Below are 24,406 nucleotides of genomic sequence, written 5' to 3'. Positions count from 1 at the left end.
CTTGTTTTTTAATAGGAACGTATAATATTTGTGTATTTTTGTGCCTAAATCTAAAATTAGCAGCATGATACAATCAATGACAGGTTTTGGAAAAGCCACAACCGAACTTGAAAAAAGAAAGGTTACAGTAGAAATAAAATCCCTTAACAGCAAACAACTGGATCTATCGGTCCGTATGCCAAACCTATACAAAGAACATGAAATGGAAGTCCGCAATATGCTTTCCCGTGAATTGGAACGTGGAAAAGTAGATTTCCTTATATATGTGGAGAATATCGGCAATGAAACAGCAAACCAGATCAACCACAATCTGCTCGAAGGATATTATAACCAGATAAAGGAATCGGCCCGTAAACTGGGAATAGATACTCCTGCCGATTGGTTTTCGACTTTACTTCGTTTACCGGACGTATTAAAATACGAATCGCAGGAAGTGGATGAAGCCGAATGGGCTGCCGTTTCGAAAACAATAAGTGAAGCGAAGAAGCAATTGCTTTCTTTCCGCAAACAGGAAGGGGCTATGCTGGAAAAACTGTTTGAAGAAAAAATAGCGAATATATCACGGCTTCTGACTGACATAGAACCACATGAAGCCGAACGTGTGGATAAAATAAAAACCCGTATTACAGAAGCCCTGCACAAAATAGAGGACTTCGATTATGACAAAAACCGTTTCGAGCAGGAAATGATCTATTATATCGAAAAACTGGATATAAACGAAGAAAAGGCACGTCTGACAAATCATCTGAGCTACTTCCTCGAAACAATGAAATCCGGTTCGGGTCAAGGCAAGAAGCTGGGTTTCATTTCTCAGGAAATGGGACGTGAGATAAATACAATGGGTTCGAAGTCGAATCATGCCGAAATGCAGCAGATAGTTGTACGCATGAAGGATGAACTGGAGCAGATCAAAGAACAGGTATTGAACGTATTATAAAGGTCACTTATAAAGTTAATGGGTAAATTAGTCATATTTTCGGCTCCTTCAGGTGCGGGTAAATCTACAATCGTCAATTACCTGCTTTCGCGGGATTTGAACCTTCAGTTTTCAATATCGGCTACCAGCCGTCCGCCAAGGGGAACAGAAAAGCATGGAGTGGAATACTATTTTCATAGTCCCGAAGAATTCAGGGAAAAAATCGCCAATGGCGAGTTTCTCGAATATGAAGAGGTATATACGGATAAGTTTTATGGCACGCTGAAAACAGAGGTGGAACGTATTATGAACGGCGGAGGCAATGTGATTTTCGATGTGGATGTAGTAGGCGGCTGTAATATAAAGAAATATTACGGAGAGAAAGCTTTATCTGTGTTCATAGAACCACCTTCCATAAATGAACTGCGTTGCCGTCTGGAAAAAAGGGGAACCGATTCGCCCGAAGTTATCGAATCCCGTATAGCAAAAGCCGAATATGAAATGACATTCGCATCCCGGTTCGATGTGGTGATACACAACGATAATCTGGAAGAGGCGAAAGCAAAAGCATTGAACGTGGTAACTGATTTTCTGAAGGAATGAATATCGGCATCTTTTCAGGGTCTTTCAACCCGATACATATCGGGCATCTGATACTCGCGAATTATATAGTGGAGTTCACAGAAATAGAAGAGGTGTGGTTTCTGGTAAGCCCGCAAAATCCGTTAAAATCGGAGAATGAGCTTTCGGATGAACATATACGTCTGGAAATGACAGAACTTGCGCTGGCAAAATATACAAAGTTAAAAGCCAGTGATTTTGAATTTTCAATGCCCACCCCATCTTATACGGTGAATACCCTGGACGCTTTGCGGAATGAATATCCCGGATATAATTTCACGCTGATTATCGGCGCCGATAACTGGAATGTATTTGAGAGTTGGCGGGAATATGACAAGATCCTCGAAAATTATAAAATCAGGGTATATCCGCGATTAGGTCACCGTATCACCATTCCTACGAAATTGAGGGATAAGGTGGAGGCACTGGATTCCCCTATTATCGAGATTTCATCGACATTTATCAGAGACAGCATTGCCGAAGGAAAAGATGTAAGGGCTTTTTTGCCGGATGACATATATGATTATATTCTGAATAAAGGATTGTATAAATAAAGATTATGAACAACAAGGAAGCATTGACAAAAGATTTGGAGATTCGCTGTTCCCGTCTGCAGAAAGCAATGCAGGCGATGGAAGTAGAAGCTTGTATATTGAGTACATCTGTGAACGTATTTTATATGACAGGCATGGTTTACAATGGTTATTATTATCTGCCGGCCGGGGGTACCCCTATACATTTTATTAAGCGGCCCGAAGGTATCGCTTTTGAAAATACGATCTATATCCGGAAGCCGGAACAAATTACGGAAGAACTTCAAAGCAGGGGCATATCATTGCCCAAGACATTATTATTAGAGACAGATGTCCTTTCCTTCGGTGAATGCGCCCGTTTGATGGGAACATTTAATATAACCAAAGCTGCTAATGCTTCAACTCTTATGCGTAAGATACGCAGTGTGAAAACGGATTTCGAACTGGAACAGGTGAGGGTCTGCGCCCGGAAACACGAAGCTGTTTATAAGCTGATCCCATCCGTTTACAGGCCAGGTATGACTGATATAGAATTGCAGATAGAGATAGAAAAACTGATGCGTTTGCACGGCTCTATGGGCATCTTCCGCAGTTACGGCGACAATATGGATATCTATATGGGAAGTTTGCTGGCCGGAGAGAATGCAGAAGCTCCGTCTCCTTACGATTACGCTTTGGGCGGAGCAGGTAGTAGTCCTACTTTACCTCTGGGCGCATCGGGACAAAGGATAGAAAAAGGGCAAACCATTATGGTGGATATGGCAGGAAATTATTCGCCTTGGATGACCGATATGACACGTGTATTTTCGGTAGGAAAGACATTAGATATCGCTTATCGTGCCCATCAGGTATCGATAGATATTCATAACCATATAATGGATGTTGCCAAACCCGGAACCGCTTGTGCCGAACTGTATAATATCCCGATGGAAATGGTCGTAAAGAATAATCTTGAACCATACTTCATGGGTACGAAACAACAGGCTAAGTTTGTCGGACACGGACTCGGCCTTGAAATAAACGAGCCTCCGGTATTGACTCCCCGTTCGAAAGAATTACTGGAAAAGAATATAGTTTTTGCGCTGGAACCGAAGTTTGTGATTCCGGAAGTAGGGGCCGTGGGAATAGAAAACACATATGTGGTGACTGAAACCGGAATAGAGAAACTGACCGTATTGGAAGAGGGGATAATAGAGCTGTGAGGGATAGGGAAAAAGGGCAAACCACTATCGGAGATAATTAACCCTTCGTTTGCGGGTTCGCAGTGTGAGTACTGCTCATAGGGCAAATCTTTCTACTTTTTTTAAGTAAGACGCAGTTTGTGAAACCGCGCCGATGGGAGGAAGGCAAATTCTTATATTACCACATCTTTTACCGTGTTATTTCTCATCTCCCAGCTAAGGCCGAAGGTAATTCAACATGACAAAGAGGAATATATCTTAATTATTATTCATTACTCAATTCAATATATACTCTAATAAACTAATGCATGGAATTTATTTTACTTATCAGACTTTTTAATAAGTACGGATTCTATCAATTCTTTTGCTGTAAAATTCTTTAATTGGATTCCATTCGAAGCCACTGCCGCCCTGACCTCCATAGCTTCATCTCCGGATAGCTCTTCCAATAAATATTCGGGGCAATTCGGATTTCCGGCAAGTGCCGCACGAACCCTGAAATCCTTATCTCTGGATAAAACATCCATGATATTTTTATGTAAGTTGGGATTCGCTCCCACAGAACAGCGGATCGCACTGTTTCCGGATACGGATAATCTTTCCAATACCGCGCTCGGACAATTGGGATTTCGTGTTATGGATAACTGCATGTTAACGTCTTCATAGCTGACAAACTTATCCAGTATTTTTTTCGGACAGTTCGTATTTGACGCGACAGTGTGAAGGACTTCAACGGATCTGTCACCTGAAAGCTTTTGTAACAGTTTTTCGGGGCAATTCGGGTTCGAAGCCACGCCCAAACGGACTTTTACATTTTCATCCCGGGATAGCTTATCCAATACATCTTTTTCGGTAGAAGGATTGGCTGCCACGGCTGCGCGTACATTAAATACCTTTGACCGCGAAAGTAATTCGAGTAGTTTCTCCGGGCAATCAGGGTTGGACGCGATTCCTACGCTGACCTTCTGATTGTCATTTTCATAAAGGCTCAACAAAATATCCTTCGGACAGGTGGGATTTGAAGCCATGGCACAAAGGATGTCCAAAGATCCCGTAGCATGGAATTCTTCAAATAATTCCTTCGGACAACTCGGATTTGAAGCCACCGCGATACTGAAATAGGGAGCGTTTAGCGCCAGTTTGCGCAAAAGCTCTTTGGATGTATTGTGATTCAGCGCGACACCCAAACGGATTAGATTATCCGCGCTTTCTGAAAAGAGTAAAAGCAGGTCTTGCGGGCAACCGGGATTTTGAGCGACCCGGGAAACCACCTCAACATTTTTATCCCTGGACAAGCGTTCCAATGTCCATATATACTCTTTTGTGTACTTTCTTTTATAATTGTAGTTTCCGGGGGAAACAGCGGAGCATAAGCCACAACTGAGATAAAGTATAAATAACGATACAATAAAATGTTTCTTCATGAAAAAATACTCTGTAATTGACATTGTTGCTATTTTTTATAATAATTACTTCTTTAAGTTTTTGATCGCGATGATACGAACATTCTGGTCATTGTCCTCAGCCAGCTTTTTTAATACATCCCAAGGGGTGTTCGGGTTGTTTGCCACTCCCCAACGAACATCCGTATTTGCATCTTCAGCCAGTACGACGAGTATTTCCCGTGGCGTATTCGGATTTTCGGATACGATCCAACGTACATTTTCACTCCTATCCATTGATAAAAATTTTAGTACGTACTGAGGAGTATTCAGATTCTCTGCCACATTCCAGCGAACCTCATTGTCTTCATTTTCGGCAAGTCTGGCTAATACCTCTTCCGGTGTATTTACGTCTTTGGCTATTTCCCATTCGGTAAAGCTGTCATTCTCTTCTGATAATCTCTTTAATATTTTCTCCGTTTTATTTCGATTGGCTGTAAGAGCCGCCATTTTTACTTCTTCAACAAGGTTTGTACCTGAACTCACTCTTTGTGTAAACTCATTCCTTGTTTTCTTTCCATAATCCTTGGCAGTATTTTTACTTTTATACATATCCGCATATTTTTGAGCGAAAAGATCGTAGGAGTCTGCCATGCCATTCATGGTTCGGGTCACAGCCCACGTGACATACAGGTTGTTATCCTTTGACAGGGTTTCCAGTATCTGAGGGGAAGTATTCGGGTTTTCGGCAACTCCCTTACGGACGTGATAATTAGGGTCAGTCGACAGTTTAGTCAATATATCCGGTGGGGTATTCAGGTTACGCGCCACACCGTAGCGGACATTCCAGTCGCTGTTTTTGGATAAGCGGCTCAGACTGTCTGTTTTAAGTCTAGGATTCAAGGCTATATCCAGGCGAATGTCGATATCATCCCTGCGATCATAATTTTCCCGTGTATTATCATCTGCGTATAAATTCCTGAATAAGTCAATTGTCCCATTCATGGTCCGGGTCACAGCCCAACGCACATACAAATCGTCATCTTTCGACAGGGCTTCCTGTATTTGGGGAGGAGTTTTCAGGTTTTCGGCAACTCCTTTACGGACACGGTAATCAGTGTCTGCCGACAGTTTACTTAATATATCCGGTGGAGTATTTATGTTACGGGCCACACCATAGCGGACATTCCAGTCTTTACTTTGGGATAATTTTCTCAGGGCGTCTGTTTTAAGGTTGGAATTCAAGGCTATACTCACACGGATATCATCATCATCTTCCCTGAAAAGCCCTTCCGCAAACTGACCTTGCGTATGAAATAAGGATGACCGATAAAACGAAGACATATCGTTCCTTCTTATACTATGCGCTCTGCAACAAATTGTTGAAGCAGATAATATAAAGACTGCACACAAATTCGAATACTTCATTTTTTCAAATCAGATAAATTAAGTTTAGTTTTTTCAGATAAAAATATCACTCAATTTTGTAGAATTTTTGAATTTTTCGAATAAATGGTTAATTTTTTCATTTTCTCATACTTATCGGAAATACAGGAGTCTTATAAATAGGAAGTATAAATATTTTCTTATCTCCTATTACCGTTGAAGTCTAAAAGTTTAGCAAAAATATTATTATAGGTTCCTAGACAGACTCTGAAAAATCCTAAAATTCCATATAAATAAAAATCTTATTTATCTATATCAAAAAACGGCTATGGCAAAATATGAAGCAAAAACCGATGGAAGAAATATTGGAAACCTGTATTGTGGCAATCACGAAGTACCCTCCGAAAAACGAACATATAGAAAGGGAGATGAAAGAGCTGGCTTCTTCCCAAGAAGAAAAGGCGGACATAAAAAGAAGAAAAGTATGACAACCGAAAAAAAAAGTGTAAGATCTGTCAGATTTTAACAATTTGGCTAAGCCGGAATAAGGATGGGTAAGCTGATACTGTAACAAAAAAACACTTACTTTGTATCCATATTGAAAAATGTTAGGTTTATTCGTAACCTGTTTACGAAACCCTATAAGAAAATCCGATGAAAACAATCAATATTAAAGGAGAGCTAGTAGATCTGTCTTATCCCGTTGTAATGGGGATACTGAATATTACTCCCGATTCATTTTATTCCGGTAGCCGCAAAGAAACCGTGCAGCAGATTATAGACAGGGTTTCGGAGATACTTTCTCAGGGAGGAACAATTGTAGATATAGGAGCGCAGTCAACCCGTCCTTCCTCGACTTTACTGTCTGCGCAGGAAGAAATAGAGCGGCTGAAGTTTGCTTTGCCTCTTATCAACAGGGAATTTCCCGATGCTGTTCTTTCAGTGGATACTTTCTATGGGGATGTGGCCCGTTTTTGTGTTGAGGAACATGGAGTATCCATTATAAATGATATATCGGGAGGTGAAATAGACAAAACCATGTTCGATACGGTTGCCCGGCTTAATGTGCCTTATATATTGATGCATATGCGCGGTACGCCCCAAACGATGAAGGATTTGACCGGTTATGATAATCTGATTCAGGATATTTTCTATTATTTCTCTAAAAAGATAGCGGAACTGCACTTACTCGGGGTGAACGATATTATTATCGATCCGGGGTTCGGGTTTAGTAAGACGATGGATCAGAACTATGAGTTAATGGCTGCGCTGCGTGGCTTCTCTGTTTTTGAATTACCTCTTTTGGTGGGGATCTCGAGAAAAAAGATGATTGCTAATTTGTTAGATACCACATCTGCTGATGGCCTGAACGGAACAACGGTTCTGAATACTTTCGCCTTACAGAACGGAGCTGATATTTTGCGGGTACATGATGTAAAAGAAGCGGTGGAAGCTATAAAAATAGTGAGTAAGCTGGGGGAATATAAATTCTGAAAGCATTGATCTGTAGGATATAATTTATATACACATGTCGTTCTGGTGTTTTTTATAGAAAGAGTGTTAATTTTAGTATTTGTTAAAAATCTTCTTTGTATCTTTATAATTCTAATAGTATAAAATGCCAAAATCTTATTATTATGAAAGCAATATTTAATATTTCATTCATCCTTATTATTTCCACATTATTCTTTAGTTGCAGCTCTGAAGATACATCTGAATTTGAAGTGCCGGAAAAGCCTTTTAACACATTAACATTATCTATCAACCAAAATAAAATCCATTCAGTTGAAGATGTGGATGTTGAGTTCGAAATATTATCAGGCAATGGAGAATATGCAGTAACATCGTCGGATGAGAAAATCGCAAAATCAAGAATTGAGGGAAACAAAGTGATTGTAAACTTCATCAGTAACGGATTCGTGGAATTAGATATAACAGATAGTAGAGAGCAAACTGCAAAGGTAAGAATGAGCATTTATTCAAAATCGCTCATTCCCTCTTCACACACTCTCATTACTGAAAAAGGATCAATATATACTATTGATGATTTGTCTTTTGGTGTAGGTGATTATAGTCTGGAAGATATAAAAGGTACAAGTGCCGAAGTGCTTATCGAGAATGATATATTGAAAATAAAAGCATTAGATCATGGAAATACCTATTGCAAAATAGCAGATAAGAGAGGTACAGTAATGGATTTCGAAGTGATGGTAGCGGCAATGGCCAATCTTACATCTGACAGACTTGATATAGAAATGAAAAGAGATCAGAGAACATCCGTTCTGTGTCTTTGGGGCAAAGATTGGAAGATAACTTCTCCGTCTGAAGCCTGTGATGCTGTGATTATCTCAAATGCCAAACCGCAAAATGTTGATATTCTACAGATTGATACCAAATCAGATATATGGGGGAGTACATCCATACAGTTACAAGATAAAGACAATAATTTTGCTACTGTAAACATTAATATAAAGTAAGGAACAAATTATTTATAGAAGCGACAGGGATTGAAATCTATCTCAGCTCAGGACATGTAATGTATGACAGGCAACCAATGCTGCCGTTTCGGTGCGCAAGCGGCTGTCTCCCAAAGAAATGGGTTTGAATCCATGGTCTATTGCCATTTTGACTTCCTCTTCTGAGAAGTCACCTTCCGGCCCGATAAGAATAAGAGCATTACTGCCTTTTTTATAAATGTCTTTCAGCAGTACTTTTTCCTGCGGATAGCAATGGGCGATGAACTTCTGTCCGTCATATTCCTGTTTGATGAATTTCGAGAAAGATTGTATGTCATCCAATTGAGGCAATAAGGCTTTTTGGGATTGTTTCATTGCTGAAACAAGTATTTTTTCTATCCGTTGGGCCTTTATCTCCTTCCGTTCGGAATGCTGGCAAAGAATAGGGCTGAGGCGGTCGATCCCTATTTCCGTGGCCTTTTCTGCAAACCATTCTATGCGGTCGATATTTTTTGTCGGGGCAAAAGCTATTTGCAGGTTGAAGTCCCAGCCTTTAGGCTGTTCTATGGTTTTGAGGATGTTTACTATACAATGTTTCGGGTTAGCCTGCATTATTTCGGCATCATAAAAAAAGCCCTTTCCATCGGTAAGTAGTATTTCATCGCCTTCTTTTTTACGCAATACTTTTATGCAATGCAGAGCTTCCTCCACCGGCAGTTCAAGATTGGAGAGAATATCAGGGGTAAAAAAGATTGTTTTATCCATTGCTTAATCTTCGAAGATGATCTTATTATCACCCAGTTCCTTGATTTTAGCCAGCGACTCTACGTGGATACCGAGTTCGCGCAGACGCTGTCCTCCGTCCTGGAAGCTTTTCTCAATAATAAAGCCCATGCCGTAAAGTTCGGCCCCGGCTTCTTTTATCAGGTTGTATATACCGATGGCCGCGTTACCGTTAGCCAGGAAATCATCGATGAAAACGACTTTGTCGTTCGGATTCAGGAAATCTTTGCTTACGCAGATTGTATAGTCTTTGTCTTTAGTAAAAGAATGGGCAATGGTCGACACCATATTTACCATTGTTTTCGGTACTGCTTTTTTTACAAATACGACTGGCAATTCAAGCAGGTAACCCAGCATGATAGCAGGGGCAATGCCACTGGCCTCTATTGTTATAATTTTATTTATCGGCAGATTCCCGAACTTACGGACAAATTCCACTCCTATCGACTTCATCAGGATAGGGTCCATCTGGTGATTGATAAAGCTGTCTACTTTAAGGATTCCTCCGTCAAAGCTTTTTCCATCCTTAAGGATACGGTCTTTTAATAATTTCATATTAGTTAGTTACGAGTTGCAAGTAAACAAGTTACGAGCTACTTTGTATTATTTTAAATTTTTCACTTTCCGTTTTTCACTTATATTAGTCTTTGATACGGATAATCACATTAGCCAGGATAGCAACAACACCTCCGGTCGTAATTCCCGATGCAAAGATTCCTTTTATAGCTGTCGGCATTTGGGAGAGGATATCAGGAACCAGTTCCACGCCGAGCCCACAGGCAAAGCTGACCGCAAGTACCAGTATGGCTTTTCTGTCGATGTTTTGCGATGCAATGATGCGTACTCCCGATGCGGCAACAGTACCGAACATCAGCAATGTGGCGCCTCCAAGTACAGGCTCAGGCATGATAGAGAATATACCGCCGATGAAAGGGAAGGCACTCAGTATAATAAGGAATGCTGCGATATAGTAACCTACCCGGCGGCTGGCTACCCCTGTCAACTGGATCAGTCCGTTATTCTGCGCGAATATCGAATTAGGGAAAGAGTTGAATATTCCGGCAATAGCCGAATTGATGCCGTCGGCCAATACTCCACCTTGTACACGCTTCATAAATTTAGGGCCTTCTATAGGTTCTCCGCCAATCATCGAGTTTGCAGTGATATCACCGTATGCTTCGATAGAAGTGATAAAATAGATAAGAGCTACGGCAATGAAAGCAGAGAGATCAAAGCCTAGTCCGTATTTGAATGGCTGGGGAATAGTAAATGCTCCTATTTCACCCATATTTGAAAAATCTATCCATCCCATGAAGTATGACACGACATAGCCGATCACAATACCGATAATAATGGAACTCATACGGATATACTTATTCTTTATACTGTTCAATATAAGGATGGATATTAGGACAAGGGCTGCGATACCCAGATTCTGCGGGCTGCCGAATCCTCTTTCTCCTTCAAGTCCCATGGCTCCGAATCCGCCGCCACAGGATATAATCGCTACTTTAATCAGGGAGAGTCCTATCATTGTTACCACAATGCCCGAAACAAGCGGAGTGATGATCTTCTTTGTATATTTCAGCAAGCGGCTCACAATCATCTCCACAGGAGAGGCAGCGATACAGACTCCGAATATAGCGGCAAGGATGGCTGCCTCCGTCATATCGCCTTTAGCTGCGAAACTGGCAGTCAGCGCACCGATGAAAGAAAAGCTAGTTCCCTGTATACAGAGTAAGCCACAACCCACAGGGCCGAAACGACGGCACTGTATAAATGTAGATATACCCGAAGCGAGTAATGCCATGGAAACAAGGAAGCCGGTTGTTTCGGCACTGAAATTTAATGCCCGGGATATAATTAACGGAGGGGTTATAATAGCCACAAAGATAGCCAGCAGGTGTTGAAATCCTGCGAACATGGCCTCGCTGAAAGGCGGTTTATCCTCAATCTGATAAATCAGGTCTGTTTTTCGTATCGGTTGGATAATTTCATCCGCTTCTTTCTCTGTGACTTGCATAAGTATTATTTGTTTTATTATATTATCCTAGTGTATTTTTCATTTCCATATTGAAGTTATAAACCTCTTCTACAGGTATAACCTTCTTCGTTATTTTATTTATATCTTTCCCCTCTTTAGTCCAGAGGAACGGGAAAAAGTTATAAGAATAATCGGGATTCAGTACTGCAATATCTTTCTCCCAGTCTTTCCAGCGCAGCCCTTCATAAAAGTCGTTCATATCCGTTTCGAAACAAAACAGAAGGAACTGGCTATATCCGATTTCCATGGGCAGCCAGCGTAACAAGTCGGGTGCAAAATAATACATATTACCAGCGTCTTTTCCCAGAAAGCCTGCGTTAATAGCATAGAATCCGCCGATAGCATCATCTGCCACCAATAGATATGGTGTAGGTTCTCCGAATTCTTCAAATGTTTTGCCCTGATTCCAGTCCGGCAGGGTTCTCTTCATACGGTCGCTACCTGAGCCCAGGATTCGTATCCAACCATTGTCGATGAGCAGGCCGCCTGTTTCGTAGATGATTGCTCCCATCAGGGAACGTGTGGTGACTTGGGTATTTACCAGAGCATTTTCGGCTCGCTCGCGTTCGCAAGGTAGAATTTCCACCTTGTTTTTGGCCATACTTATCCATTCCTTGATAACAGGCCAACCCGGATCTTCCGTATTTACAAGCTCTTGTAGTGTACGCATAGGTACAGGTTTTAGAATAAGGTGCAAAATTAGTATAATTATAGATATATGCTAAATAATGTAGTGAGAATAATGTAAAAGTCAGCGTTAAATATGACATTTTGGAAAAGGAAGAGAGCTTCATCATGAATCCGGCCGCCAACAGTGAATAGTAAACAGCGGTTGAAGTAAAATCTGACATATCTGACACTATTTACAGTAAACAGTTAGCAGTAAACAGTAAACAACCCGTAACTGTTAAAAGGTAACAGATATATCAGTTAACAACTTGTATCTTGTATCTTGTTTACTTGTAACTCGTAACTGCCCAAAGGGCGAAGTAACTCGTAACTTTCTTAAAAGGTAACAAAAGTAACAGTTTTTTAGCCTTTGTGCCCTTTGCGACTCCCTTCGTGTACTTAGTGGTTAAAACTCTTTGCCACAAGGGACACAAAGATTTACACAAAGAACACTATATATTCAGTTAACAGTCAACAGCATTTCCCGCAGAGACGCTAAGGCGCAAAAGGTAACAACCAACTGCCACGGGAATATAGCCTATGTAAAAGTTACCCCTTTTTAATTTTTAAATCTAAACCTTTCTGATATTTCAAAGAACGTTTTCATTGCCAAATTCGCTAATCGACACATTAAAATGATATAGATAATTATTTTCCGTTTTGTTGATGAATTTACCCACTTCAAATGTCATAGAGCTAGAAAGATTATCTCCTCAGTCAGACATTCATATTTTTAATTAATTGTTATATTTGACATCAATTTCTAATCGCATAATATAAGACTTATATGCTGATACAATTCCTCTTTGTTCTCACAGCCATTATTATCGGAGCCCGTATACAAGGCATCGGATTAGGAGTAATGGGAGGATTAGGGCTTGCAGTCCTTGTCTTTGGTTTCGGACTGGAGCCGACCTCGCCACCCATAGATGTCATGTTGATGATAGTTGCCGTTATTGCGGCGGCAGGTTGTATGCAGGCCGCAGGAGGACTCGATCTGATGGTGTCGATGGCAGAGAAACTCTTGCGGAAGCATCCGCAACGTATTACATTGCTAAGCCCGATAGTCACTTATCTGTTTACCTTTGTTGCCGGAACAGGACATGTCGCTTATTCCGTATTACCTGTAATAGCGGAGGTTGCCCGTGAGACAAAGATACGTCCCGAGCGGCCCCTCGGCATTGCTGTAATTGCATCTCAACAAGCTATAACTGCCAGTCCTATCTCGGCGGCCACAGTAGCTTTGCTAAGTATGCTGGCAGGATACGATATCTCCCTGCTTAATATTTTGATGATAAGTATACCATCGACCCTGATCGGAGTATTACTGGGTGCTGTATTCAGTATGCGTGTAGGAAAGGAATTGCATGAGGACCCTGAATACCTCCGGCGGGTAGAGAATGGCATGTTTGCTAAAAGTACCTCGATAGAAAAAATAGATTATAAGTTGAAGAGTAAAGCGGGATTGTCTGTCCTTATATTTATTCTGGCAACTGTCTTTATCATTCTGCTCGGATCGGTAGAAAGTTTGCGTAAAATAGGAGGCAATACTTTGAATATGCCCATTATTATAGAAATATTGATGCTATCTGCCGCCGCCCTTATCCTGCTTACTACAAATACAAACGGGATAAAAGCCGCGCAGGGTTCTGTCTTTATTGCCGGAATGCAGGCCGTAGTTGCCATATTCGGAATAGCGTGGATGGGGGACACTTTTATCAATGGGAATATGGAGCAGTTACGCGCTTCCATCGAAGGAGTCGTGACTTCAATGCCCTGGATATTCGGAATCGCTTTGTTTGTAATGTCTATTCTGCTATATAGTCAGGCCGCTACTGTACGGGCGCTGATGCCTCTGGGGATTGCATTGGGAATATCTCCGTGGATGCTGATAGCTCTTTTCCCTACTGTAAACGGATATTTCTTCCTGCCGAACTATCCTACTGTGGTAGCGGCTATTAATTTCGACCGTACAGGGACTACCCGTATCGGTAAATGGGTTTTGAACCATTCCTTTATGTTGCCCGGACTGGTTGCGACTATCGGAGCCGTGTGTACGGGCTTATTGATGATTATGCTATTGGGAAAATAATACGCTTATCCTGTTATTCAATAGTAAAGGTGCTGAGTACAGCCCTGTGATCGGATGGATACTTATTAAACTTTATATTGCTCAAAGGACTTTCTTCTCCTACAATCTGGGAATTCTCCAGTTTGATATTGTCCCCTGAGAAGAATACAAAATCGATACGATCCAGGACTTCTGTATATGCCTTTGTCTCAGGCAGAGTTGTCCATGTATGTCCGGGATCTTTGACTTCATCCGGATATTTCTCCCGATAAGAATCTTTTAGTCCGGCATCTATAAAGGCTTTCGTCGATGGCCATGCGACAGCTATCTTGCACAGCTTTGCTTTTGCAGCCTTGTCTGTCCAGTCCAGACAGGATGGCTCGTTAAAGTCTCCTGTTAAGAATACCGGATACCCTTCTTTCTGAACGGTTAGGATATCTGCTATATTAGATTTAACCTCTTTTTCGCGGGAGTTTTTCGCAGATTCAATCGCTTCAGTCCCTGTGGAAAGAAACGGAGCTTCACAATATTCGATTCCGTTCAGCTGGTATGGTTCGTAAGGGCAATGTATCAGATGAACATTGAACATCCACACAAAATGGCTGTCATCTATCTTTATTTTTACTCCTTGCTTATTCTCCGATGTGTCTACAATTGGGTATTTACTAATGATGGCTGTACTTCTTCCATATACATAAGAATGCCAGTTCAGACTGTCTGCTATCTGCTTTGCCGTATTCTGGTCTTTACGCGTGGCTTCCTGTATGCCTATAATATCGGCACCGCTGTTTACCAGCACTTCAGCCGTGGCCTCGATGGATTTACCTCCACCCTTCCATATATTAAAACTCATTACGTTCAGAGATACAGGTTCGGAACTTTGCTTGTTGCGACAAGATGCTGTTGTTACAAGCAAGATAAACGATAATAAAATCAATCCGGATATGTTTTTCATACGATATTGGGACTACATGTTTTTTTGAGGATACAAGATACATCTTTACTTGGATACTGCAAAATAAGAAATGATTGAAAACTATTTCGTATTTTTGTTCCCTCTAAAAGTTTTGAGGTCGCGGACCTGTTTATTATTTTGGTAAATAAAGCAACAATAGTCAATTATGATTCAAAAGCGTATCATTAACTCTATCTGTTACTAAATGATTAATTATGGAAATTGCAAGTAAATACAATCCTGCAGAAGTAGAAGACAAGTGGTATAAATACTGGTTGGAAAACAGGTTCTTTCATTCCGAACCCGATAGTCGCGAACCTTATACGATTGTTATCCCTCCGCCTAACGTCACCGGTGTGCTGCATATGGGACACATGCTGAACAATACTATTCAGGATATACTTGTACGCCGTGCCCGCATGATGGGTAAGAACGCCTGCTGGGTACCGGGAACCGACCATGCCTCCATTGCAACCGAAGCAAAGGTGGTGGCAAAACTTGCGTCCGAAGGTGTAAGTAAATATGATCTTACACGTGACGAATTCCTGAAACATGCATGGGATTGGACTCACAAACACGGTGGGATCATCCTGGAACAGCTAAAGAAACTGGGAGCGTCGTGCGACTGGGATCGTACGTGTTTCACTATGGATGAAAAACGGTCGGAAAGTGTAATAAAAGTATTCGTAGATTTATATAATAAAGGACTTATTTACCGCGGCATCCGTATGGTAAACTGGGACCCTGCCGCCAAAACGGCGATTTCAGATGAAGAAGTTATCCATAAGGAAGAGCATGGAAAGCTGTATTATATAAGGTATAAACTAGCCCCCCTGCCCCCCGAGGGGGGTGTGGCTGACGCACCAAAATATCAAACTGCAAAATGGGATAATTATAATTTGCTAAAGGAGCATGCGAAGGATATGCGGAAGTTTTCGACTGAGGCTGAAAGTGCTTTGTGGGAGATGTTAAAGAAAAAGCAATTAGGAGACAAATTCAGAAGACAACATGTTATAGAGAATTTTATAGTTGATTTTGTTTGTCTGGATAAGAAAATTATTATCGAAGTTGATGGAAAATACCATAATGAACCGGAAATTGAAGCAGCGGATAAATTAAGAGATGAGATTCTAAACGATTTGGGATACAGTGTTCTCCGCTTTACAAACGAAGAAGTGATAGCACATACTGAATCTGTCTTATCAAAAATACAAGACTCTCTTAGTAGCTCCCCCTCCGGGGGAGTTGAGGGGGCCGATTTTGTGGTAATTGCTACCACCCGTCCCGAAACTATTTTCGGTGATATCGCTGTATGTATCAATCCAAACGACCCGAAAACAGCTTTTGCGAAGGGGAAGAAAGTTATTGTACCTATCGCCAATCGTGTTGTACCTATTATAGAGGATGAATATGTGGACATGGAATTCGGGACAGGATTTCTGAAAGTTACTCCAGCTCATGATGTGAATGACTATATGCTGGGAGAGAGATATAATCTCGAAGGTATCGATATTTTCAATGATGATGGTACATTGAATTCATACGGGCTTCAATATGAAGGCATGGATCGTTTCGATGTGCGTAAGAAGATAGAGAAGGATTTGCAGGAGTTGGGTCTGCTCGAAAAAGCAGAGGCATATACCAATAGTGTCGGATACTCGGAGCGTACGCATGTACCTATCGAACCGAAATTGTCGATGCAATGGTTCCTGAAAATGGAAAACCTGGCAAAGCCTGCACTCGATGCAGTTGAAAACGATACAATCAAATTCTATCCGGCCAAGTTTAAAAATACATACCGCCATTGGATGGAAAATATTAAGGACTGGAATATAAGCCGCCAATTATGGTGGGGACATCAGATCCCGGCCTATTATATCCAAGCCCCCCTCAGTCCCCCCGAAGGGGGAAGCTGGGGCTTTGTGATTGCCGAAACTGAAGAAAAGGCACAAAAGCTTGCAATCGAAAAATATCCATCCTTAAAGGAGAGTGGTTTCCAACTCGTTCAGGATGAAGATTGCCTCGATACATGGTTTTCTTCATGGTTGTGGCCGATATCTGTTTTCGATGGTATCAACAAGCCCGACAATGAGGATATAAAATATTATTATCCGACTAATGACTTGGTAACAGGCCCGGATATCATATTTTTCTGGGTAGCCCGCATGATTATGTCCGGATATGAATATCGTAATAAGGCTTGTTTCGAAAACGTTTATTTTACAGGGATTGTACGCGATAAAGAGGGGCGTAAGATGTCGAAACAATTGGGCAACTCTCCTGATCCGCTCGATCTGATTTCGAAATACGGAGCAGACGGTGTGCGCATGGGATTGCTGCTCACTGCTCCGGCGGGTAATGATATTCCGTTCGATGAGGCTCTTTGCGAACAGGGGCGCAACTTCAATAATAAGATATGGAATGCTTTCCGTCTGGTAAAAGGATGGGAAGTGGATAAGAATATTGAACAACCCGAATCGGCTAAAATAGCGATAGAATGGTTTAAGAATATATTGGCTAAAACAACCGCGGAACTCGACGATTCTTTCGGTAAGTATCGCTTGTCGGAAGCTCTGATGGCAGTCTATAAACTATTCTGGGATGAATTCTCATCATGGTATCTGGAAATGGTAAAACCTGCTTACCAGCAACCGATAGATGCTAAGACGTATGAGGCTACGCTTGGCTTTTTCGATTCGTTGCTTCGTCTGCTTCATCCGTTTATGCCGTTTATAACAGAAGAATTGTGGCAGGTGCTGGCCGAAAGGAAAGAAGGAGAGAGCATTATGGTTTCCGATATGCCAAAAGAGGCTTCATTTGATAACGGACTGCTCGAAGCCTTCGAAAAGGTAAAAGAAACCATTGCGGGAGTGCGTACCATCCGTTTGCAAAAGAATATACCGAATAAAGAGGAATTATCGCTTGAGGTTATCGGAGAATACAATACGGCTTTCGATAGTGTTATTTCCAAAATGGGTAATCTTACTGCAATAAAGACTGTAAGTGAAAAAGATGTTACGGCGGTATCTTTCTTAGTTGGTACAACTGAATTTTCCGTACCTTTGGGTAATAATATTGATATAGAAGCCGAATTGAAGAAACTGAACGAAGAACTCGTTTATCTGGAAGGTTTCCTTAAATCGGTAGCAAATAAACTCGGCAACGAAAAGTTTGTTGCTAACGCCAAGCCTGAAATTGTAGAAAACGAGCGCAAGAAGCAGGCAGATGCGGAGAGCAAGATAAAAACGATAAAGGAAAGTATTGCTAATCTTAGCAGGTAATTTCCCTAATCACCTGAAAAATAACAGGGAGGAGCTGCATTTGTAGCAGTTCCTTTCTTTTTAACCCCAAAAGATAAATAATATGGCTCGTATTTTATACTTTCCTTACCAGTGGTTAATATTTGTTCCATTGCTGATTCTGTCTACCATTTGGTGTACGTTGACTATTATAATAGGCTCTGTCATTGGCAATAACAAATTCTGGGGATATTACCCCGGAGTGATCTGGGGTAGGTTTGTATGTACGGTTGCGTTATTAAGAATTAAAATTAACCGGAATAAAAATCTCGATAAAAATCAGTCGTACGTCTTTGTGGCCAATCACCAGAGCGCGTTCGATATTTTCCTGATATACGGTTATTTGGGGCATAATTTCAAATGGTTGATGAAGCAAAGCCTGAAAAAGATGCCTTTAGTAGGTTTTGCCTCCGATAAAGCCGGCCATGTCTTTGTAGACTCCACCTCCCGCAAGGGAATAGTGGATACGATGCGAAAAACAAAAGAGACGCTCAAAGATGGTATGTCTACTGTTGTTTTTCCGGAAGGTCACCGTTCTCCGGACGGGAAAATGGCTGAATTTAAGAAAGGAGCCTTCCAGACGGCGCTTAGCCTTAAACTGCCGATAGTTCCGCTTACTATCGATGGAGCGTATAAGGTATTGCCTATCCATTCGTGGATAATGAATCCTGTGAAGATAACGCTTACTTTCCACGACCCGATAGAAACCGCCGATCTCAAGCCGGACGACTTGCCGGAGTTGATAGATAAAGTATATGCTATTGTAGGATCGTCGTTACCTGAGGAAAGTAAATGAGGCGTGGTCTTTTAAGAGCCGGATATATTTATCAAGATTTGTAATAGTGAATGAAATATTGATTCGTCCCATAGAGGAAAAAGATAACAAGGAGCTTGCCGCTTTAATCAGGGCTGTGTTTGAAGAATTTGGCTCTGAAAAAGTGGGTACGGTATATAGTGATCCGGAAACAGACGCTCTTTTCCGGTATTTTTCCGAAGCAGGAGCCGAATACTGGGTTGCAGAAGAAAATGGGTCACTTATAGGGGGATGCGGCATATATCCAACGAAAGGATTACCTGACGGATGCGCCGAGCTAGTCAAGCTTTATTTATCACCTTCAGCCAGAGGAAAAGGTCTGGGGCTCCGGTTGTTTGATAAATCGGTAAAGAGTGCTATTAAACTGGGTTATAAACAACTATACCTCGAATCGTTTCCTGAGTTTTCCAAAGCTGTGTCCATGTACGGGTCTTTCGGTTTTAAACAGTTGGATTATCCTCTTGGCAGCTCCGGACATTATGCCTGTACTATTTATATGATTAAAGACCTCTGAATATCACCGTTATGCTCAATAAGATAAAGTCGTATATGATGCCTATAGCCATGATTACAGGGATTATACTGCATCGGTATATGGGGGCGCTTTCTTTTCTTACCCCTTACCTTATTGTCGTAATGCTGCTTATTACTTATTGCAATATTTCTTTCAGGGATATTCAGTTCACACGCCTTCATCTTTGGCTGATACTGATACAGGTTACCGGCAGTATCGCCGTTTATTTACTCCTGTTCCCCGTACATCCGATAATCGCGCAGGGAGCCATGATTTGCGTTCTTGCACCTACAGCTACATCGGCACCTGTCATTACAGGTATGTTGGGTGGTAATGTAGCCAGCCTGGCGGCATATAGCCTGCTCAGTAATATGACAATAGTTGTTGTCGCCCCTGTTATATTTGCATTTACCGGGGAAGTGAATGCTACGTCTTTCGCCGATTCGTTATGGGTTGTCTTTCAGAAAGTATTCATATTGTTGTTCCTGCCGTTCTTCGGAGCTCTTCTTCTGCAAAAGTTTTTGCCAAGAGTACATTATGAGATACAGAAAGCCAAAAGCCTTTCTTTCTACATCTGGTCTGTCGCACTGGTAATTATCACAGGAAAAACCGTTCAGTTTATTTCAGACCAGGAAAGTCCGAATTACCTTGTAGAGGCAGGTGTCTCATTCGCGGCTTTGGTGGTTTGCGTTTCTCAGTTCTTAACCGGACGTAGGCTGGGCCGCGTCTATGATGATACTGTTGCCGGAGGACAAGGACTCGGACAAAAAAATACCATCCTTGCTATCTGGATGGCGCAAACATATTTGAATCCTATTTCATCAATTGGTCCGGGGGCGTATGTGCTCTGGCAAAATATGGTAAATTCTTTTCAGGTATGGAAAAACCGGAAGAACTTGTGATAGGTTAATTTACGCTGGCCTTTGGTTGCACAAAAATATCTGATGGAACCAGTACCATATTTTTCAGATATTCAAATTCCAACTCAAAACATTCGCTGAATATTTCATCTGCAAAACCGTTTTCGAGTTGTTTTATTGTCCAGAATTTACCGTTCATCTTTCCATTCCTTTTTATTAAATCCTCATCGTCGATATTAGCCGTGAATAAGAATATCAGGCGTCTTGTGGCGTCATTCTCGAAGACATATTTCAGCAGGAACTTAATGGAAAACTCTATCTCATCACCTACCATCTTACGGATACTGTTGCGTGCAGCCAGATTGATTTCATGGTTGAATAGCATGTATTTTTCGAACGGGTAGTCGAGTTTTCCCGGATTTAGAATGTCGTTCAGAGGTCTTTCCTGTAAATACACTTTAGAGTTTGAAATCAATGCTACTCTGACTACAGGATGTAAAAACTTATTTTTCATATTCATGGACACATTCTTTGCTATTTTGCCGGTAACTTCACCTTTCTCCGTAACGATAGGTATCCATTCTTCTTTTCTAAGCCTGGCAACCAGATTACTGATTTTAAGAACCTGATAGATGCCTATCAATAGGATGATAAAGACTGGTAATATAGAGAAGATAATAATTTCGGATATATAAACGTTCTGACTGCTTACTGTAAATTGGCGGTACAGCATTATACCGAAAACATGGAGGGTGAGCCCATATTGTATCAATGTCGCCGACTCGTAAAACTCATTTAAGAGGGCCTTTTGAATCGGATTCTTCTGACGAAAAAAGTGAGCGGACATATAGGTCTTACTGGCTCTGAGCAGCATGAATAAGCAAATTATGGAAATTTCACAAATGACAATATACGTGTTTTGCTTTTCCACATAGGGATGAGTGATTAGCCATACTATGAGGCTAATCAGGATCGACACTCCGGAAATATAGAATGTTGCGCTGAAAGCCCGGCTTTTATAGTACATGCGGAAGACGAATTCACCAATGACAGCCAAGGCAAAGCCTGCACATAATGCGAATTGTTCCATTACGTTCATTGTATGTAAAATGATGAACAGGATGAATGGGAGGAGTCCTATTACAGAATTTGAAGCGTGCTTTCTTAAACCTTTACTTAGCATTTTTTTTTAATTCTATTATCACGAGAATGGTTATGTGAGTTTGTTTTTTCAAGTAATAGCGCTTTAAATACAATAAAGCCGGTTCATTAGGCGTAGTCTTGTCACAATTTATTATTCTCTTTAGTATTTAAACAAACGATGCGAAATTTTGTTTGATTAAATCCCTTAATTGTTCTTCAAGAAATTGCTTTAGATTATTTTTCATGTTCTTTAAATGTGAAAAATTTATTTATGGCAAATTGTATGGCTGCGACAATGAAAATAGCAAATACTTTTGCCAGCATATCGTCTATTTTCATAATACCGATAAATAAAGTGAGTAACATCGAACTAATGACCATACCTACTATAGCAATGGAGGCAAAAGACATGAAGCGCTTCAGTTTTTTATCTGTAACCTTGAATGTGAAATAACTGTTGAGGATGAAATTGTTTATAACGGCCAGAGTCTGGCTTATTATATTGGATATGAGTATATCCAGCATGCCTATGGACATATTCCCTTTCAGCAATGAACTTATCGTTGCCGAAAACGGATAATGTACAGAGAACTTATTTACCAGCAGGTAAAATATGCCCATATCTATTGTTAATCCTACAACGCCTACCAGACCATATTTGATTAATTGTCTGATGGCTTTTCGTTTAGCCAGTCCGGTTAACTGATCCTTCATGTGTGCTTTTTAAGTTTGTCTGAATATGCTATTTCTTTTTCTCTATTTTGAAAAAGAGTATTTCATTTTTATTTTCATTCATCTTGTCGCTCGATTCGAGTAGTGTAAACTCATACTCTTTGTACTGTTCTTTTATTCTGTCTATGTCCAGTTCCAAGGCGATAAAGTAGCCATAATCGGGCTTTTCTTTCTCTATGTTCTTAAAACTATTGTGCATGGAAAAGTTGAGTGAATAAAGGTTCCTGTAATTTTTCAGGTAGTTGGTTACATATACATTGTCTTTGAGGTCATATTTCTTTGCAAGAAGTTCAGCGAACGGGCGGGTCGAATACGCGTCTTTGTAGCCGGGCAGTAAATATGAGTCCATAAATATATTTATGGACAACATGAGTCCGAATCCGGCCATCAGTATTTTCAGGTTCATCTTTTTTCTCAACAGATAGAAAGTATTCACGATGGCGGCGAGCAGCGCTGTTATCCCCAATAAGCCAAGCCATCCGGGGTGCCGGAATAGCGTGAAAAAGACATGAATGTCCCGTAAAGTCCTTTCCCTTTTCGACAGGGACCGCGCCATATCTTCGGTTATTATATCCGTATATGCCAACAGTACAACCAACAATGCCAGTATGCTTACAGTTAACAATATCGAGGTAGATATGCGTACTGCCATTGGTTTGGCATCTGTAAGAAAGATAAAGAAACGGGCAATAAAGATGGCGATAAACGGATAAGTGAGCATAATATATGTGCTCCGCTTTGAAGCGGGAACCGTAAAGAAGATTAGGGTTACAACCGTTACAAGCAGGCTGAACAGAAGTAGCTTATCCATCGACAAAATCTTGGATATGAAGGATCTTGCCGTCCCCGATGGTTTTTTATACCGGATGAAAAATAAGGATATTGCCAGCAATATAGTCCAGGGAAGGAATCCGGCCATAAGGGAAACCGGATAGTAATACCACGGGTTCTCCACTCCCAATTCATAATCTATATCCAGGCTTGTGGAATCGAGACGCAGAAACCGGCCGAAATTCTCAGCAAACACTTTATCCAGGAATGCGTCTCCCTGAATCTGGTATGCCGCGTAGTACCAAATTAGCGGGACTACGAGGGCCGAGGCTAATATGGCGAGGCATTTTAGTGCGGATTTAAAGAAGTTTTCGTGTCGGGTGAGCAAGAATATCCCGAAAATAAAGCAAGGTAGCAGGGCGCCTACAGGCCCTTTTGCCAAAGTGCCCAGGCTAAGGAAAACCCAAGCCGATGCAAGCAGCCCGAACCGTCGTTTTTCATACCATGTGTATAATTGAATCAGTGAGGCGACCATCAGGAATGTGAGCAACATGTCTATCCGCGTGGTCATAGCCGCCCGGTGTATTTCGAAACACGTAATCACTATCAGGCAGGATATAAAGGCTTCGAGAACAGGACGGCGACGGGCAAAAAACATAAAGCAAATCCCGATCATGGCAATAAAAGCCAGAGCCGATGGCAGGCGCGAAGTGAATGGAGTCACTTCCCCTTTGTTTATAGCGAGAGAAAACCCGGAAATCAACCAGTGGTTCAAAGGGGGTTTGTATGCAAATTCATCGGCATAGCTGGATGGGATGATCCACTCCCCTTTTTCGATCATAGATATAGCTAAAGCTGCCTCGCGGGGCTCCCCTTTCGTATAGAATTCTCCAAGGCCGATCCACGGTAAAGTAGATAATGTAGCGATGAGGAGAATAAGCAGCAGAGGTTTTTGCAAGTATAGCGTTTGCAGGAAATGGGATCTCTTCATATACCTATCATTCATTTTTCTTTGCAAAGATAAGTTTTTATTTTTTTGGTAATCATAATTCACAATTAAATGCGAGGTAAACTCATGAAAAAGCAGTGAATAGCTATCAGTTAATGATATTTCCCCTGTAACTCTGTAAAAACCCACGACTTGTTAAAACCTGACAAAGTTGACACTTTTTACAGTTAGCAGTAAACAGTAAACAACCTGTCACTGTTAAAAGGTAACAAAGGTAACAGATATATCAGTTAACAGTAAACAGTTATCAGTTAACAACCCGTATCT

Annotated in this window: 22 protein-coding genes; 12 read left to right on the top strand and 10 right to left on the bottom strand. The window is 41.2% G+C overall.

Features of this window, described 5'->3' with window-relative positions; translation table 11 throughout:
- The first annotated feature begins 64 nt into the window (after positions 1-64).
- From ACFO6W_RS13675 to ACFO6W_RS13660, 4 genes are read left to right on the top strand one after another with little or no spacing between them, the layout of a single operon-like run.
- Complete coding sequence (locus ACFO6W_RS13675; RefSeq protein ID WP_379997344.1) at positions 65-937, top strand: YicC/YloC family endoribonuclease; 873 nt, start codon at positions 65-67, stop codon at positions 935-937.
- Between the two features lie 18 nt (positions 938-955).
- On the top strand, positions 956-1,519 hold the full coding sequence (gene gmk, locus ACFO6W_RS13670; protein ID WP_379997343.1) for a guanylate kinase: 564 nt from the start codon (positions 956-958) through the stop codon (positions 1,517-1,519).
- Positions 1,516-2,091 (top strand): nicotinate (nicotinamide) nucleotide adenylyltransferase, encoded by a 576-nt coding sequence (gene nadD, locus ACFO6W_RS13665; protein WP_379997342.1) that lies wholly within the window; start codon positions 1,516-1,518, stop codon positions 2,089-2,091. Before gmk ends, nadD begins: the two co-directional genes overlap by 4 nt.
- A gap of 5 nt (positions 2,092-2,096) precedes the next feature.
- On the top strand, positions 2,097-3,272 hold the full coding sequence (locus ACFO6W_RS13660) for a M24 family metallopeptidase (RefSeq protein WP_379997341.1): 1,176 nt from the start codon (positions 2,097-2,099) through the stop codon (positions 3,270-3,272).
- Positions 3,273-3,571: 299 nt separating this feature from the next.
- On the opposite strand, the gene ACFO6W_RS13655 is transcribed toward ACFO6W_RS13660, so the two are convergent.
- Positions 3,572-4,675 (bottom strand): hypothetical protein, encoded by a 1,104-nt coding sequence (locus ACFO6W_RS13655; RefSeq protein WP_379997340.1) that lies wholly within the window; start codon positions 4,673-4,675, stop codon positions 3,572-3,574.
- 45 nt (positions 4,676-4,720) lie between these two features.
- Positions 4,721-5,977, bottom strand: a complete 1,257-nt coding sequence (locus ACFO6W_RS13650) for a hypothetical protein (RefSeq protein ID WP_379997339.1) — start codon at positions 5,975-5,977, stop codon at positions 4,721-4,723.
- A gap of 370 nt (positions 5,978-6,347) precedes the next feature.
- Here ACFO6W_RS13650 and ACFO6W_RS13645 point away from each other — a divergent pair, with 370 nt between their 5' ends.
- The 3 genes from ACFO6W_RS13645 to ACFO6W_RS13635 all read left to right on the top strand — a co-directional run bounded on the left by ACFO6W_RS13645 (position 6,348) and on the right by ACFO6W_RS13635 (position 8,496).
- Positions 6,348-6,545 (top strand): hypothetical protein, encoded by a 198-nt coding sequence (locus ACFO6W_RS13645; RefSeq protein WP_379997338.1) that lies wholly within the window; start codon positions 6,348-6,350, stop codon positions 6,543-6,545.
- Positions 6,546-6,673: 128 nt separating this feature from the next.
- Positions 6,674-7,513, top strand: coding sequence for a dihydropteroate synthase (gene folP, locus ACFO6W_RS13640; protein ID WP_379997337.1), 840 nt, complete (start codon positions 6,674-6,676; stop codon positions 7,511-7,513).
- A gap of 143 nt (positions 7,514-7,656) precedes the next feature.
- Positions 7,657-8,496, top strand: coding sequence for a hypothetical protein (locus tag ACFO6W_RS13635; protein ID WP_379997335.1), 840 nt, complete (start codon positions 7,657-7,659; stop codon positions 8,494-8,496).
- A gap of 42 nt (positions 8,497-8,538) precedes the next feature.
- Here ACFO6W_RS13635 and ACFO6W_RS13630 read toward each other — a convergent pair whose 3' ends face one another.
- The 4 genes from ACFO6W_RS13630 to ACFO6W_RS13615 all read right to left on the bottom strand — a co-directional run bounded on the left by ACFO6W_RS13630 (position 8,539) and on the right by ACFO6W_RS13615 (position 11,972).
- The gene (locus tag ACFO6W_RS13630) at positions 8,539-9,240 is read right to left on the bottom strand and encodes a 16S rRNA (uracil(1498)-N(3))-methyltransferase (protein ID WP_379997333.1); all 702 of its coding nucleotides are present in this window, start codon (positions 9,238-9,240) and stop codon (positions 8,539-8,541) included.
- Positions 9,241-9,243: 3 nt separating this feature from the next.
- Positions 9,244-9,813: a xanthine phosphoribosyltransferase gene (gene xpt, locus ACFO6W_RS13625; RefSeq protein ID WP_379997331.1), complete on the bottom strand. Its 570-nt coding sequence runs from the start codon at positions 9,811-9,813 to the stop codon at positions 9,244-9,246.
- Between the two features lie 85 nt (positions 9,814-9,898).
- Positions 9,899-11,281: a nucleobase:cation symporter-2 family protein gene (locus ACFO6W_RS13620; RefSeq protein ID WP_379997329.1), complete on the bottom strand. Its 1,383-nt coding sequence runs from the start codon at positions 11,279-11,281 to the stop codon at positions 9,899-9,901.
- Positions 11,282-11,303: 22 nt separating this feature from the next.
- Positions 11,304-11,972 (bottom strand): DUF2625 domain-containing protein, encoded by a 669-nt coding sequence (locus ACFO6W_RS13615; protein WP_379997327.1) that lies wholly within the window; start codon positions 11,970-11,972, stop codon positions 11,304-11,306.
- Between the two features lie 786 nt (positions 11,973-12,758).
- Between ACFO6W_RS13615 and ACFO6W_RS13610 the strand changes: the two genes are divergently transcribed.
- Positions 12,759-14,063 (top strand): anaerobic C4-dicarboxylate transporter family protein, encoded by a 1,305-nt coding sequence (locus ACFO6W_RS13610; RefSeq protein ID WP_379997325.1) that lies wholly within the window; start codon positions 12,759-12,761, stop codon positions 14,061-14,063.
- A gap of 13 nt (positions 14,064-14,076) precedes the next feature.
- Here the strand turns inward: ACFO6W_RS13610 and ACFO6W_RS13605 are convergent, their stop codons facing one another.
- Positions 14,077-14,997, bottom strand: a complete 921-nt coding sequence (locus tag ACFO6W_RS13605; RefSeq protein WP_379997323.1) for an endonuclease/exonuclease/phosphatase family protein — start codon at positions 14,995-14,997, stop codon at positions 14,077-14,079.
- Between the two features lie 215 nt (positions 14,998-15,212).
- Here ACFO6W_RS13605 and ACFO6W_RS13600 point away from each other — a divergent pair, with 215 nt between their 5' ends.
- The 4 genes from ACFO6W_RS13600 (at position 15,213) to ACFO6W_RS13585 (ending at position 20,526) form a co-directional block, all read left to right on the top strand.
- The gene (locus tag ACFO6W_RS13600) at positions 15,213-18,278 is read left to right on the top strand and encodes a valine--tRNA ligase (RefSeq protein ID WP_379997321.1); all 3,066 of its coding nucleotides are present in this window, start codon (positions 15,213-15,215) and stop codon (positions 18,276-18,278) included.
- Positions 18,279-18,360: 82 nt separating this feature from the next.
- Positions 18,361-19,092: a lysophospholipid acyltransferase family protein gene (locus tag ACFO6W_RS13595; RefSeq protein ID WP_379997319.1), complete on the top strand. Its 732-nt coding sequence runs from the start codon at positions 18,361-18,363 to the stop codon at positions 19,090-19,092.
- Between the two features lie 46 nt (positions 19,093-19,138).
- Positions 19,139-19,624 (top strand): GNAT family N-acetyltransferase, encoded by a 486-nt coding sequence (locus tag ACFO6W_RS13590; RefSeq protein WP_379997317.1) that lies wholly within the window; start codon positions 19,139-19,141, stop codon positions 19,622-19,624.
- Positions 19,625-19,635: 11 nt separating this feature from the next.
- Complete coding sequence (locus tag ACFO6W_RS13585) at positions 19,636-20,526, top strand: bile acid:sodium symporter family protein (RefSeq protein WP_379997315.1); 891 nt, start codon at positions 19,636-19,638, stop codon at positions 20,524-20,526.
- A 4-nt stretch (positions 20,527-20,530) separates the two neighbouring features.
- On the opposite strand, the gene ACFO6W_RS13580 is transcribed toward ACFO6W_RS13585, so the two are convergent.
- The 3 genes from ACFO6W_RS13580 to ACFO6W_RS13570 form a co-directional block, all read right to left on the bottom strand.
- Positions 20,531-21,574, bottom strand: a complete 1,044-nt coding sequence (locus ACFO6W_RS13580) for an NUDIX hydrolase (protein ID WP_379997313.1) — start codon at positions 21,572-21,574, stop codon at positions 20,531-20,533.
- Between the two features lie 287 nt (positions 21,575-21,861).
- Complete coding sequence (locus ACFO6W_RS13575; protein ID WP_379997311.1) at positions 21,862-22,341, bottom strand: GtrA family protein; 480 nt, start codon at positions 22,339-22,341, stop codon at positions 21,862-21,864.
- Positions 22,342-22,369: 28 nt separating this feature from the next.
- Entirely contained in the window at positions 22,370-24,121 is a 1,752-nt protein-coding gene (locus tag ACFO6W_RS13570; RefSeq protein ID WP_379997309.1) for an ArnT family glycosyltransferase, read from the bottom strand.
- Positions 24,122-24,406 lie beyond the last annotated feature (285 nt).

Origin of the sequence: Dysgonomonas termitidis, from assembly GCF_042654545.1 — a bacterium.
GTDB lineage: Bacteria > Bacteroidota > Bacteroidia > Bacteroidales > Dysgonomonadaceae > Dysgonomonas > Dysgonomonas termitidis.
Note: the sequence above shows the minus strand (reverse complement) of the source record. Positions and strands in the feature narration are given on the sequence as shown.